Source organism: Paraburkholderia sp. (assembly GCF_047605525.1).
GTDB lineage: Bacteria > Pseudomonadota > Gammaproteobacteria > Burkholderiales > Burkholderiaceae > Paraburkholderia.
Genome location: NZ_JASGFN010000023.1, coordinates 1 through 13506 on the forward strand (window position 1 = coordinate 1; position 13506 = coordinate 13506).

13 protein-coding genes are annotated in these 13506 nt (G+C 64.4%); 10 read left to right on the plus strand and 3 right to left on the minus strand.

Features of this window, described 5'->3' with window-relative positions; all coding sequences use genetic code 11:
• The 6 genes from QM685_RS27635 to ptsP form a co-directional block, all read left to right on the plus strand.
• Positions 1–1301: ammonium transporter (locus QM685_RS27635; RefSeq protein WP_415121430.1), on the plus strand; the 1301-nt coding region annotated here is incomplete at its 5' end.
• Between the two features lie 298 nt (positions 1302–1599).
• A complete protein-coding gene (gene gshA / locus QM685_RS27640; RefSeq protein WP_233828044.1) occupies positions 1600–2889 on the plus strand; it encodes a glutamate--cysteine ligase in 1290 nt (429 codons plus the stop codon).
• Between the two features lie 102 nt (positions 2890–2991).
• Positions 2992–3948 carry a glutathione synthase gene (gshB, locus tag QM685_RS27645; protein ID WP_415121433.1) on the plus strand — a complete coding sequence of 319 codons (957 nt, stop codon included), beginning with the start codon at positions 2992–2994 and terminating at the stop codon, positions 3946–3948.
• Between the two features lie 372 nt (positions 3949–4320).
• Positions 4321–4848, plus strand: a complete 528-nt coding sequence (locus tag QM685_RS27650) for a PTS sugar transporter subunit IIA (protein WP_415121435.1) — start codon at positions 4321–4323, stop codon at positions 4846–4848.
• A gap of 91 nt (positions 4849–4939) precedes the next feature.
• The gene (locus QM685_RS27655) at positions 4940–5209 is read left to right on the plus strand and encodes an HPr family phosphocarrier protein (RefSeq protein ID WP_007179472.1); all 270 of its coding nucleotides are present in this window, start codon (positions 4940–4942) and stop codon (positions 5207–5209) included.
• A gap of 344 nt (positions 5210–5553) precedes the next feature.
• The gene (gene ptsP / locus QM685_RS27660) at positions 5554–7299 is read left to right on the plus strand and encodes a phosphoenolpyruvate--protein phosphotransferase (RefSeq protein WP_415121437.1); all 1746 of its coding nucleotides are present in this window, start codon (positions 5554–5556) and stop codon (positions 7297–7299) included.
• Between the two features lie 88 nt (positions 7300–7387).
• On the opposite strand, the gene QM685_RS27665 is transcribed toward ptsP, so the two are convergent.
• The 3 genes from QM685_RS27665 to gpmA form a co-directional block, all read right to left on the minus strand.
• On the minus strand, positions 7388–8146 hold the full coding sequence (locus QM685_RS27665) for a HesA/MoeB/ThiF family protein (protein WP_415121439.1): 759 nt from the start codon (positions 8144–8146) through the stop codon (positions 7388–7390).
• A gap of 192 nt (positions 8147–8338) precedes the next feature.
• Positions 8339–9934 (minus strand): S41 family peptidase, encoded by a 1596-nt coding sequence (locus tag QM685_RS27670; protein WP_415121441.1) that lies wholly within the window; start codon positions 9932–9934, stop codon positions 8339–8341.
• Between the two features lie 341 nt (positions 9935–10275).
• Positions 10276–11022: a 2,3-diphosphoglycerate-dependent phosphoglycerate mutase gene (gpmA, locus tag QM685_RS27675; RefSeq protein WP_415121443.1), complete on the minus strand. Its 747-nt coding sequence runs from the start codon at positions 11020–11022 to the stop codon at positions 10276–10278.
• 148 nt (positions 11023–11170) lie between these two features.
• On the opposite strand from gpmA, the gene QM685_RS27680 reads away from it, so the two are divergent.
• From QM685_RS27680 to QM685_RS27695, 4 genes are all read left to right on the plus strand, one after another.
• Positions 11171–11596 carry a rhodanese-like domain-containing protein gene (locus tag QM685_RS27680; protein WP_415121445.1) on the plus strand — a complete coding sequence of 142 codons (426 nt, stop codon included), beginning with the start codon at positions 11171–11173 and terminating at the stop codon, positions 11594–11596.
• Complete coding sequence (gene grxC / locus QM685_RS27685) at positions 11593–11853, plus strand: glutaredoxin 3 (RefSeq protein ID WP_013088272.1); 261 nt, start codon at positions 11593–11595, stop codon at positions 11851–11853. The genes QM685_RS27680 and grxC overlap by 4 nt, the downstream gene beginning before the upstream one ends.
• A 153-nt stretch (positions 11854–12006) precedes the next feature.
• The gene (gene secB / locus QM685_RS27690) at positions 12007–12483 is read left to right on the plus strand and encodes a protein-export chaperone SecB (RefSeq protein ID WP_415121447.1); all 477 of its coding nucleotides are present in this window, start codon (positions 12007–12009) and stop codon (positions 12481–12483) included.
• Positions 12484–12505: 22 nt separating this feature from the next.
• Positions 12506–13504, plus strand: coding sequence for an NAD(P)H-dependent glycerol-3-phosphate dehydrogenase (locus QM685_RS27695; protein ID WP_415121449.1), 999 nt, complete (start codon positions 12506–12508; stop codon positions 13502–13504).
• The last annotated feature ends 2 nt before the right edge of the window (positions 13505–13506 follow it).

Consider the following 13506-nt stretch of genomic DNA (forward strand, 5'->3'; position numbering starts at 1 on the left):
CCGCGGCGCCGGCAAGCGCACCGGCCGCTGACGCGTCCGCCGCGCCGGCTGCGCCGACCGCGCCGTTCTCGGTCGATTCGTCGAAGATCAATTCCGGCGACACCGCGTGGATGCTGACCTCCACCGCGCTCGTGCTGTTCATGACGATTCCGGGTCTCGCGCTGTTCTACGGCGGCATGGTCCGCAAGAAGAACGTGCTCGCGACGCTGATGCAAAGCTTCGCGATCACCTGCCTCGTGACGATCGTCTGGACCGTGGTGGGCTACAGCCTCGCGTTCACGCCGGGCAGCTCGTTCATCGGCGGTTTCTCGCGCGTCTTCATGTCGGGCATGAGCTACATCAAGGGCGACAAGGCCACGACGCTGACCGTCAGCCACCTCGCGCCGACGATCCCCGAGACCGTCTATTTCGTCTATCAGATGACGTTCGCGATCATCACGCCGGCGCTGATCACCGGCGCGTTTGCCGACCGCATGAAGTTCTCGGCGATGCTCGTGTTCATGACGCTGTGGTCGATCATCGTCTACTCGCCGATCGCCCACATGGTGTGGGAGCCGACCGGCTGGCTGGCCAGCGCGGGCATCCTCGATTTCGCGGGCGGCACCGTGGTGCACATCAACGCCGGTATCGCGGGTCTGGTCTGCTGTCTGGTGCTCGGCAAGCGGATCGGCTACGGCCGCGAAGCGATGGCGCCGCACAACCTGACGCTCACGCTGATCGGCGGCGCGATGCTGTGGGTGGGCTGGTTCGGCTTCAACGCCGGTTCGGCCGTGGCAGCGGACGGCCGTGCCGGTTTCGCGATGTTCGCGACGCAGGTGGCGACCGCCGCGGCGGCGCTCGCGTGGATGTTCGCCGAGTGGGCGGCCAAGGGTAAGCCGTCGGTGCTTGGTATCGTGTCGGGCGCGGTGGCGGGTCTGGTGGCGATCACGCCGGCTTCGGGCTTCGTCGGCACGCTCGGCGCGCTCGTGATCGGCATCGTCGCGGGTGTGGTCTGCTTCTGGTCGGCCACGTGGCTCAAGCACAAGCTCGGTTACGACGACTCGCTCGACGCGTTCGGCGTGCACTGCATCGGCGGTATCGTCGGTGCGCTGCTGACCGGCGTGTTCGCGGTCAAGGATATTGGCGGCGCGGACGGCAGCGTGATCCTGCAGGCGAAGGGCGTGCTGACGACGCTGATCTACAGCGGCGTGGTGAGCTTCGTGTTGCTGAAGATCATCGACATGGTGATGGGTATCCGCGTGACCGAAGAGCAGGAACGCGAAGGCCTCGACGTGAGCCTGCACGGCGAGCACGTCGAATAACGGCACACCTGTCACGTTTCGCGGGCCCGCGCCGCCGGGTCCGCCGGATCACCACCGATCAGGCTGGGCTATCCGGTCACGTATTGGGTCAGGAATAAGGTCAAGCATTAAGCGCAGCGATTTTGCCCGCCTTCATGGCGGGCTTTTTTCTTGCTGACATGATTGCGAACGGTAATTTCCCGCGCCTATCATCGTGATAGGGAGAATGCATTCAAGTCTGCTTGCGAATGGAGAAACCGTCCCCAAATGGACAAAGCATTTGCTCTACAATCTTTTTTCTCCAGTTTGCGAGTGATCAATGGTTCCGCACCTAGTTACGGCGTTAAACGGCCCGCTGCTCGATCTCGAGCGGAAGATCCTCGACGCCACACCCGCTATCGAACGCTGGTTCCGGCTGGAATGGCAGGAGCACACGCCGCCGTTCTACTGCTCGGTCGACCTGCGTAACGCGGGCTTCAAGCTCGCGCCGGTCGACACCAATCTGTTCCCCGGTGCGTTCAACAATCTGCCGCAGGAAGTGCTGCCGCTCGCGGTGCAGGCCGCGATGGCCTCGATCGAAAAGATCTGCCCGGACGCGAAGAATCTGCTCGTGATTCCGGAGCGCCACACACGCAACGCGTTCTACCTCGAAAACGTCGCCCGGCTCGCGTCGATCATGCGCCAGGCGGGCCTGAACGTGCGCTTCGGCACGCTCGACGAAACCATCAACGGTCCGGTCACGATTGCGCTGTCGGATGGCCAGAAGCTCGTGCTCGAACCGCTCGAGCGCTCGCCGCGGCGCCTCGGTCTGAAGAATTTCGACCCCTGCTCGATCCTGCTGAACAACGACCTGTCGGGCGGCATTCCGCCGGTGCTCGAAAATCTGCATGAGCAGTATCTTCTGCCGCCGCTGCACGCGGGCTGGGCGGTGCGCCGCAAATCGACGCATTTCTCGTGTTATGACGACGTCGCGAAGAAATTCGCGAAGATGGTCGAGATCGATCCGTGGATGATCAATCCGTACTTCGCGCACGTCGAAGGCGTCGATTTCCAGGAGCGTACCGGCGAGGAAGCGCTCGCCGATGCGATCGACGGCGTGCTGAAGAAGATCGCGCGCAAATATCGCGAGTACGGTATCTCCGAAAAACCGTATGTCGTCATCAAGTCCGATGCGGGCACCTACGGGATGGGCGTGATGACCGTGCACGACGCGTCCGAAGTCGCCGCGCTGACCAAGCGCGAACGCGCGCGCATGGCGGCCACGAAAGACGGTCTCGAGGTGCACGACGTGATCGTGCAGGAAGGCGTTTACACGTTCGAGCGCATCGGCGAGGAAGTGGCCGAGCCGGTCGTGTACATGATCGACCGTTATGTGGTGGGCGGCTTCTACCGCGTGCACGGCAGCCGCGAGCGCGACCAGAATCTGAACGCGCCGGGCATGCATTTCGTGCCGCTCGGCTTCGAGCACACGGCGCTGCCCGATGCGCACGCGAAACCCGGCGCGGCGCCGCCGAACCGCTTCTACATGTACGGCGTGGTGGCGCGGCTCGGGTTGCTCGCCGCGTCGGTCGAACTCGAAAAGACCGATCCGGAAGCGATCCAGGTCTGAGCCCTCGCGCGCGCAGGCTGGCGGCATGCGTGCCGCCAGCGTCGTTTGCGAAGACTATATTGACGAACAATGCCAGGCCCGCCAGGGCGCACCGGGACATTCATGGACATTCTTTTCATCGCCGATCCGCTCAGCCATTTCAAGATCTACAAAGACTCGACCTACGCGATGATGGCCGAAGCGGCGCGCCGCGGTCACACGGTGTACACCTGCGAGCCGAAGCAGCTCGCATGGACGGGCGGCGACGTCGAGGCGAACGTCGAGCGCATCGCGATCGTCGGCGACACCGCCGATCTGCATCGCGACGTCTGGTTCGCCGCCGATCCCGCCGTGCCACGCGCGCTGAAAAGCTTCAGCGCGGTCGTGATGCGCAAGGATCCGCCGTTCGACATGGAGTACGTGACGTCGACGTGGCTGCTCGAGATGGCCGAGCGCGCCGGCGCGCGCATCTTCAACAAGCCGCAGGCGATTCGCGATCATTCGGAAAAGCTCGCGATCGGCGAGTTCGCGCAGTTCGTCGCGCCTACGCTGGTCACGCGCGACGCGGCACGCCTGCGCGCATTCCATGAGCAGCACGGCGACGTGATCCTGAAGCCGCTCGACGGCATGGGCGGCATGGGCGTGTTCCGCGTGAAGGCGGACGGCATGAACCTCGGCTCGATCATCGAGATGCTGAGCCACGATGGCGCGCGCTCGGTGATGGCGCAGAAATTCATCCCCGAGATCAAGGACGGCGACAAGCGCATCCTGCTGATCGGCGGCGAAGCGGTGCCGTATTCGCTCGCGCGTATTCCTCAGGGCAATGAGGTGCGGGGCAATCTCGCGGCGGGCGGGCTCGGCGTCGCGCGGCCGCTCGGCGAGCACGACCGCAGGATCACCGACGCGCTCGCGCCGGTGCTCGCCGCGCGCGGCTTGCTGCTGGTCGGGCTCGATGCGATCGGCGACTGGCTCACCGAAGTCAACGTGACGAGCCCGACGTGTTTCCGCGAGATCATGGATCAGACCGGCTTCGACGTAGCCGGGATGTTCATCGACGCGCTGGAGCGCGCGGCCGGCTGAGGCGGCAAGTCGGCCGTACAAGTCTGCACGCCGCACTGTCGCAGCCGCCTTGAACGGCCGGCTACACCCCCAAACTACGTGATAAACACGCATCGGGCGCGCCGCGCGCTCTGGCGCGAAAATGAGCCTGCTACAATGCCCGCTCTCCCGCGCGAGGCGTCATCCGGCAGCGCTGCCGGATGCAACGGCGCCGCCGGCGCGGATCGCGGATTGTGAACTTGCAGTACGCGTGCCGGCGCCGGCAAGACGCCGCGAGCTGCTTGCTCCACGATGCGTTCCCGCTCTCGCGACCTACGGCCGGTCGAGGGCGCTGGCGAACCGGGCTGCGTCCCGGTCCGCGGTTTGGGGCCGTTCTTTTGCAGTAAGGCTGACATGGCAGGCATTCTGATCATTGCGCACGCTCCATTCGCCACCGCGTTGCGCGATTGCATTTCTCACATCTATGGCGGTTTACCGGCGCGCATCGGCGTGATCGACGTGTCGCCGGATTGCGATCCCGCGCAGGTCGTGGCATTCGCGAATTCGGAAATCGCGCGTCTGAAGGAAGAAAACGGCGCGCTCGTGCTCACCGATATGTTCGGCGCGACGCCGGCCAACATCGCGGGCCGGCTCGCCACGGTGCCGGACGTGCGCGTGTTGTGCGGGGTCAATCTGCCGATGCTGGTGCGCGCGGTCTGCTATCGCGCGACGCCGCTCGACACACTCGTCGACAAGGCGCTCGCCGGCGCGACCAAGGGCGTGCATGCAATCGGGCCCGCGACGCCGGAGCCCGTCGCGCCACCGGCCGCATCGGGCGATTGTTTGCCCGCGCTGCCGCCCGACGCGGCTCCCGGCGACTGTATTCCCGCGTTGCCGCCCGACGCCGAGCTGGCGCAGAAGCCGGACCCGGCCGGCGTGTAAGCCGGATCGTCGCGGCAGGCTTCAACCGTATTGCAACAAGTTTGCAGTTTCACCTTTCACCATTTCATTCACCCGCGCTTCGGATCATCACATGCTGCAACAGGAAACGACTATCGTGAACAAGCTGGGGCTGCACGCGCGCGCGTCGGCCAAGTTGACGCAACTCGCGGGCAACTACCAGGCGGAAATCTGGATGAGCCGTAACGGCCGCCGTATCAACGCGAAGAGCATCATGGGGGTGATGATGCTAGCCGCGGGCATCGGCAGTACGGTGCTGATCGAAACCGAAGGCGCCGATGAAAAGGAAGCGATGGACGCATTGCTGAAACTGATTGCCGATAAATTCGGCGAAGGCCAATAAAGCAGCACGCTTTGCGATCGCAAAAACAAAAAACCGCGGCCTGTCCGCGGTTTTTTTTCGCCGCCGACATTTAAATAGAGCTTGCGCCTTAACGATGTCGAAAGGGGAGCGAAAGAGCGCGTCAGGCGAGTGGCGTTAATCGATGCATGAAGCGCGTGCGCCATTACTCGCGGGCCGATTGTGGAAGCTCATCGACTATGCGCGACTGCTGATTACGATAATTCGTGCTGCGCTGCACATACCCCTGACATACTTTAAAAATGGCACGGAATTTATAATGCCCGATAGAGTCTGAGAGCATTGCAGCGGTTTGCCGCGGCATCACACAACTAGAGGAGGTGCGCGTGTCATTCACGCTGCATGGAATTCCCGTGTCACGCGGTATCGCCATCGGGCGGGCCTATCTGATCGCCCCGGCAGCACTCGACGTAGACCACTATCTGATCGAACCTGCCCAGATCGAAGGGGAGGTCGAGCGCTTTCGCGCGGCTCAGCAGCGCGTTCATCAGGAGCTCGACGCGCTGCGCGCCGATCTCGCCGCCGATGCGCCCAGCGAAATGGGCGCCTTCATCAACGTCCACACGATGATCCTGAATGACGCGATGCTCGTTCAGGAAGCCATCGACCTGATCCGTACGCGCCGCTACAACGTGGAGTGGGCGCTGACCGAACAGCTCGAACGCCTGTCGCGCCATTTCGACGATATCGAAGACGAGTACCTGCGCGAGCGCAAAGCCGACATCGAGCAGGTCGTCGAGCGTGTGCTGAAAGCGCTCGCGGGCGCGTCCGGCATCGTCGATGGCGTGCACGGCGCGTGCAACGAGATGATCGTGGTCGCGCACGACATCGCGCCGGCCGACATGATGCAGTTCAAGACCCAGACGTTCCAGGGCTTCGTCACCGATCTCGGCGGCCGCACGTCGCATACCGCGATCGTCGCGCGCAGCCTCGGCATTCCGGCCGCGGTCGGCGTGCAGCATGCGAGCGCGCTGATTCGCCAGGACGACCTGATCATCGTCGACGGCGACCACGGCATCGTGATCGTCGATCCCGCGCCGATCGTGCTCGAAGAATACTCGTACCGCCAAAGCGAAAAGGAGCTCGAGCAGCGCAAGCTGCAGCGGCTCAAGTTTTCGCCGACGCAAACGTTGTGCGGCACGCGCATCGAACTGTGCGCGAACATCGAGTTGCCCGACGATGCGCGCGCGGCGATCGAATCGGGCGCGACGGGGGTCGGCCTGTTCCGTACCGAGTTCCTGTTCATGAATCACAAGGACCGGCTGCCCGAAGAAGAGGAGCAGTTCTGCGCATATCGCCGTGCCGTCGAGCTGATGAACGGCTTGCCGGTCACGATCCGCACGATCGACGTGGGCGCCGACAAGCCGCTCGATTCGATGGGCGGCGGCGACGGCTACGAAACCGCCGCGAATCCCGCGCTCGGATTGCGGGCGATTCGCTGGAGCCTGTCCGAGCCGCAGATGTTCCTCACGCAGTTGCGCGCGATCCTGCGCGCCTCGGCGTTCGGCAAGGTGAAGATCCTGATTCCGATGCTCGCGCATGCGCAGGAGATCGACCAGACGCTCGATCTGATCCGCGAAGCCAGGCGTCAGCTCGACGACGCGGGCATGGCCTACGATCCGAACGTGCAGGTCGGCGCGATGATCGAGATTCCGGCCGCCGCGATCGCGTTGCCGCTGTTCCTGAAGCGGCTCGATTTCCTGTCGATCGGCACCAACGATCTGATCCAGTACACGCTCGCGATCGATCGTGCGGACAACTCGGTCGCGCATCTGTACGATCCGTTGCATCCGGCGGTGCTGCATCTGATCGCGTTCACGTTGCGCGAGGCGAAGCGCGCGGGCGTGCCGGTGTCGGTGTGCGGCGAGATGGCGGGCGATCCGTCGATGACGCGTCTGTTGCTCGGCATGGGCCTCACCGAGTTTTCGATGCATCCGAGCCAGTTGCTCGAGGTCAAGCAGGAAGTGCTGCGCTCGAATCTGAAGACGCTCGAAAAGCCGGTGGCCGACGTGCTTGCTTCGTTCGAGCCGGAAGAGGTGCAGGCGGCGCTGAAGCGGGTCGCGCTGGTTTGACGCGCTTCGCCGTTGATTTGCGTCGAATGAAGAACGCCGCACATCGTGCGGCGTTTTTTATTCCAGCATCCGAGGACTCGGCCCCGCATCAAGGCCGATGCGCTTGCCCACAAACCGGACAATCCGGCTGACGTCCGATGCGCATCGTGTTCCATTCCATCCGCAGCGAATCGAGCATCGTCAGGCGGCCTACCAGCGGCGTGCCGATTGCGCCAATGACCTTGAGCGCCTCGGCGGCCTGCATCGAACCGATGATGCCGACCGTCGGCGCGAACACGCCCATCGTCGAGCACGCGACTTCCTCGAACGGCTGGTCTTCGGGAAACACGCAGGCGTAGCACGGCGATGCCTCGTCGCGGAAATCGAAGGTGATGATCTGACCGTCGAAGCGCAGCGCCGCGCCCGACACGAGCGGTACGCGATGCCTGACGCACGCGCGGTTGATCGCGTGACGCGTCGCGAAGTTATCGGTGCAATCGAGCACGACGTTCGCGTGCGGCACCTCGCGGTCGAGCCACGCATCGTCGACCCGCTCGGCCACCGCATTGACGACGACTTCGGGATTGATCCGCGCGAGCATGTCGCGCCCGGACTCGACCTTGCTGCGTCCAACCGACGCGCTCACGTGCAGGATCTGCCGCTGCAGATTGGTCAGATCGACCGTATCGGCATCGACGAGCGTCAGATGGCCGACGCCCGCGGCCGCGAGATACAGCGCGGCCGGCGAGCCGAGGCCGCCCGCCCCGACGATGATCGCGTGAGCATCGATAAAACGCTGCTGCGCCTCGATGCCGATTTCGTCGACGAGAATATGGCGGGAATAGCGGAGGAGTTGATCGTCATTCATGGCGGGGGCACGCAAGTGTGTCGCGCAAGATGAGGCGGGCCGAGGGGCCGCGGCGCGCATTTCGTGGCTGTTATTTTAATCGCGCGGGGAGCGTGGCTTGTTGCGGCCGGTTTGCTGCTTGTCGCGGCTGCGAAGAGTTGGCCGGTGTGTCTTCGCAGCACGACGCGCTGCGAAGACACACGGGGTTGCCGCTTACTTGCCTGCCGGAGCCGAGGCGGGCGCCGAAGCGGGCGCGGATGCCGGCACCGGTCCCGATGCGCCCGGCACCGGTTGCGTCGGCTTCACCGCGACCGGCGCGGAGGCCGAGGTGGCCGGCTTGTTCTGCGCGAGGCGGCGCTCCATGAGCGACTTCGATTCCTGAACCGGCTTGCCTTCGAGCTTGTTGACCGCCTGTTGCAGCATGAAGTCGTCGGCCGAACCGAATTCGACCGGCTTGCGCTCGCGATCCTTCTGGCGCTGTTCCGGCGTCTTCTTGTCGTTCTGCTCTTCGAGCTGGCGCAACTGATCCATACGCTCCTGCTCGCGCTGTTCCGCTTCCTTCTTCTCGTTCGGATCCTGCGTGTTCGCAAGGTGATTCGAGTAGTCGACTTCGCGGGTCACGAGCGCGTCGTCCGGATCGCCATCCGCGTATTGATCGACCGGGATGTCGGGACGGATGCCCTTGTTCTGGATCGAGCGGCCGCTCGGCGTGTAGTAGTACGCGGTGGTCAGGCGCAGCGCGGTGTCAGCCGTCATGGGCCGCACGGTTTGCACCGAACCCTTGCCGAACGTCGTCTTGCCGAGGATCAGCGCGCGGTGCTGGTCCTGCAGCGCGCCCGCGACGATTTCCGACGCCGACGCCGAGTACGCGTTGGTCAGCACGATCATCGGCACGGTCTTGAAGATGGCCGGGACGTCCTTCAGCGGATCGCTGTCGAAGGATTGCAGGCGGTAGTTGTCGTACGTGTCGCGATAGATCTGCTTCGAATCCGGAATCTGCCCGTTGGTGGACACGACGACCGAATTCGGCGGCAGGAACGCGCCCGCCACGCCGACGGCGCTTTGCAGCAGACCGCCGCCGTTGTTGCGCAGATCGAGGATAAGGCCCTTCAGGTTCGGCTCCTGGCGCGCGAGGTCTTGCAGCTTGGCCGCGAGATCGGGCGTGGTGCGTTCCTGGAAGCTCGTGATGCGCACGTAGGCGAAGCCCGGCGCAATGATCTTGCCCTTGACCGACTGCACCTTGATGATCGCGCGCGTCACGGTGAGCGGGAACGTGCGGTCGTCGGTCTTGCGGAAGATCGTGAGCGTGACCTTGGTGCCCGGATCGCCGCGCATCTGCTTGACCGCCTGGTCGAGCGTCATGCCGCGCACGGGCTTGTCGTTGATGCGCGTGATCAGGTCGCCCGGACGGATGCCGGCGCGGAACGCGGGGGTGTCTTCGATCGGCGAAATCACCTTGATCAGGCCGTCTTCCGACGAGATTTCGATGCCGAGGCCCGCGAAGCGGCCCTTGGTCTGCTCCTGCAGCTCTTCGTAATCGGTCTTGTCGAGGTACGACGAGTGCGGGTCGAGGCTCGACACCATGCCCTTGATCGCGGCGGTGAGCAGCTTCTTGTCGTCGACCGGTTCGACGTATTCGTGCTTGATCTGCCCGAACACTTCGGCAAAGAGCCTGAGCTGGTCTAGCGGCAGCGGTGCGACGACGGCGCTAGCGGGTTGCTGGGCCGAGGCGGACAATTGCAGGGTGGCAAACACACCGGTAGCAAGGCCCGCGGCAATCAGGCCGATATTTTTCAGGTTCTTTCGCATAGAGTCTGTTGCGGTCGGAAGCGCGTGGCAGCGTCGATAAAGATTGGACGGACAAGTATAACTGCACACCCGCCTGCGCAGGGCGCGGTGCCGGCAATCGAGCTTCGACAGCACGGGAAGGTCCTGGTTCGTGGGATCTTGCCCGCGAATGGCGAAGGGGTGTGACCTGATGCGCGGCCGCCCGGTTCAGATGCCTGCCGCGCAAGGCCGGTAGCGGGAGCGGCAGCGATGCCGGCGACTATGGCCATCAGGCGCAATACAGTATTTCCCGCCCGCCATGGTGGCTCCGTACGGCCCCGCGCATTTTTGCCGGACGGGGCCGCGCGGCGGGATGGGTGAGCTTAGCCCGCCTTGCCCTGGCTTGCGACCGCGGCTTGTGCTTTCGCGATCGCTTCCTGGTCGCCGAGATAGTAGTGCTTGATTGGCTTCAGGTTGTCGTCGAGTTCATAGACGAGCGGCACGCCGTTCGGAATATTGAGACCGACGATCTCGCTGTCCGAGATGTCGTCGAGATACTTGACCAGCGCGCGGATCGAGTTGCCGTGCGCGGCGATCAGGATGTTGCGGCCCGACCTGATGGCCGGCGCGATCGACTCGTTCCACAGCGGCAGCACGCGCGCGACCGTGTCCTTCAGGCACTCGGTGAGCGGCAACTCCTCGCGCGGCACTTTGGCGTAACGCGGATCGCCATATGGCGCGCGCTCGTCGGTCGGCTCGAGCGCGGGCGGCGGCGTGTCGTAGCTGCGGCGCCAGACCAGCACCTGCTCGTCGCCGAACTTCGCGGCGGTTTCGGCCTTGTTCAGGCCCGACAGCGCGCCGTAGTGGCGCTCGTTCAGGCGCCACGAATGCACGACGGGCAGGTACATCAGATCCATCTTGTCCTGCACGTGCCACAGCGTGCGGATCGCGCGCTTGAGCACCGACGTGTAGGCGATGTCGAACGTATAGCCCGATTCCTTGAGCAGCACGCCCGCCTGCTGTGCTTCACGGTTGCCCTGCTCGGTGAGGTCGACGTCGACCCAGCCGGTGAAGCGGTTTTCCTTGTTCCACGTCGATTCGCCGTGGCGGATGAGAACGAGTTTGTACATGAGAATTGCCGGTCGGTAGTGAGGAAGCGGTCAGCGCTGGGAGGAACCTCTGGGGGAGCGTCGCCATCGCGTCAAACGGTTATTTTATAATGGCTGGATTGCCCTTTCCGATTTCTCTCGATTCCTCTCTTTTTGCGGCGGATTTTCCGTGAAGTTTTTCACCGATTACACCAACCTTGTACTGATCGCAATCGTCCTCATTTCCGGTGGGTTGCTGCTGTGGCCGACTATCAGCCGGCGTGGACGCGGCGGCCTGTCGGCCGCCGAAGCCACCCAACTGATCAACCGGCGCAACGCGGCGGTCATCGATCTGCGGCCGTCCGCCGATTACGCCAGCGGGCACCTGCCCTCCGCGCGGCATTTCGAATTCGCGGAGTTGCAAGCGAAGGTCGCGCAACTCGCGAAGAACAAAAGCAACCCGGTGCTGCTGGTGTGCCAGACCGGTCAGCAGTCGAACAAGGCCGCGCGTATCGTGCAGGAAGCGGGATACGCGGAAGTCCATGTGCTCGAGGGCGGCGTCGACGCCTGGCAGAAGGCCGGTATGCCGGTTGTGAAACAAGGAGCAGCCAAGTGAACAAAGTGATCATGTACAGCACGCAGGTGTGCCCGTATTGCCAGATGGCCGAACGTCTTTTAAAGTCGCGCGGCGTCGAGCACGTCGAAAAGGTACTGATCGACAAGGACCCGGCCCGTCGTGAGGAGATGATGACCCGGACCGGTCGTCGCACGGTGCCGCAGGTGTTCATCGGCGAGACGCACGTCGGCGGCTACGATGACCTCTCCGCGCTCGATCGCGCGGGCGGTCTGACGCCGCTGCTCGAAGCAGCCTGAGTTTGCGTCGCGCGCCGCGCGAGCAGGCGGACGATTCGGACTCGACAAGCCGGCGCATGCGCGTCCCTTCCGGGCACGCCATCCGTCGCAACAATCTGGCGGCTTATGCGTGCATGGGCCGCCGCCATGCATACCTATCAGGGAATCACCATCATGTCCGACGAGAATAACCAGCCGTTCTTCAACATCCAGCGCATCTATCTGAAGGACATGTCGCTCGAGCAGCCGAATTCGCCGGCTATCTTCCTCGAGCAGGAAATGCCGTCGGTCGAAGTCGAAGTCGACGTGAAGGCCGAGCGCCTCGCCGAATCCGTGTTCGAAATCCTCGTGACGGGCACGGTCACGGCCAAGGTGTCGGAAAAGGTCGCGTTCCTGATCGAAGCGAAGCAGGCCGGCATTTTTGATATTCGCAACATTCCCGCCGAGCAGATCGACCCGCTCGTCGGCATTGCCTGCCCGACCATCCTGTTCCCGTACCTGCGCTCGAACATCGCCGACGCGATCACCCGCGCCGGCTTCCCGCCGATCCACCTCGCCGAGATCAACTTCCAGGCGCTCTACGAGCAGCGTCTCGCGCAACTGGGCGCGGGCCAGCAGGGCGGCGCGGCGCAAAACGGCGTCACGCATTAAGGCGCCGCGCGCAGTGCCGGCCATGAAAGTCGCCGTTCTCGGCGCCGGCGCCTGGGGCACCGCCCTCGCCGGCCATCTGGCCTTAAGGCACGACACGGTTTTGTGGGCGCGCGAGTCCGCGCTCATCGCCGAGCTTTCCGCTTCGCACGAAAACGCCCGCTATCTGGCGGGCGTTGCATTGCCGCCCGCGCTTCGCTACGAAGCGGACCTCGGCGCGGCGCTCGATCACGCGCTCGCCGACGATGCCCTGTGCGTCGTCGCGACGCCAGTTGCCGGTCTGCGCGGCCTGCTGCGTACGATGCGCGACGCGGGCAAGGTGCCCGCGCATATCGTCTGGGTGTGCAAGGGTTTCGAGGCTGACTCGCAGTTGCTGCCGCATCAGGCGGTCGCGGCCGAGTTGCCGCGGCATGCGAGCAACGGTGTGCTGTCCGGCCCGAGCTTCGCGCGCGAAGTCGGGCAGGGCCTGCCGGTCGCGCTGACGATCGCGAGTTCGTCGGCGGCCTGCCGCGAGCGCACGGTCGCCGCGTTCCATCACGGCGCGATGCGCATCTATACCGGCGACGACGTCGTCGGCGTCGAAGTGGGCGGCGCGGTGAAAAACGTGCTGGCCATCGCGACGGGCATCGCCGATGGCCTCGGTCTCGGTCTCAATGCACGCGCGGCTTTGGTCACGCGCGGGCTCGCCGAAATGTCGCGCCTCGGCGTGACGCTTGGCGGGCGGGCGGAAACGTTCACCGGCCTGACCGGCCTCGGTGATCTGATTCTGACCGCAACCGGGGATCTGTCGCGCAACCGCACGGTGGGTCTGCAGCTCGCCACGGGCCGCACGCTCGATGACATCCTCGGCGGTCTCGGTCACGTGGCCGAAGGCGTGCGCTGCGCGCAGGCGGTGCTCGCGATCGCGCGTGCCCATTCGATCGACATGCCGATTACGCAGGCGGTCTGCGCCGTGCTGTTCGACGGCGTGGCGCCGCGCGACGCGGTCAGCGCATTGCTGCGGCGCGATTCGAAGGCGGAATGAGC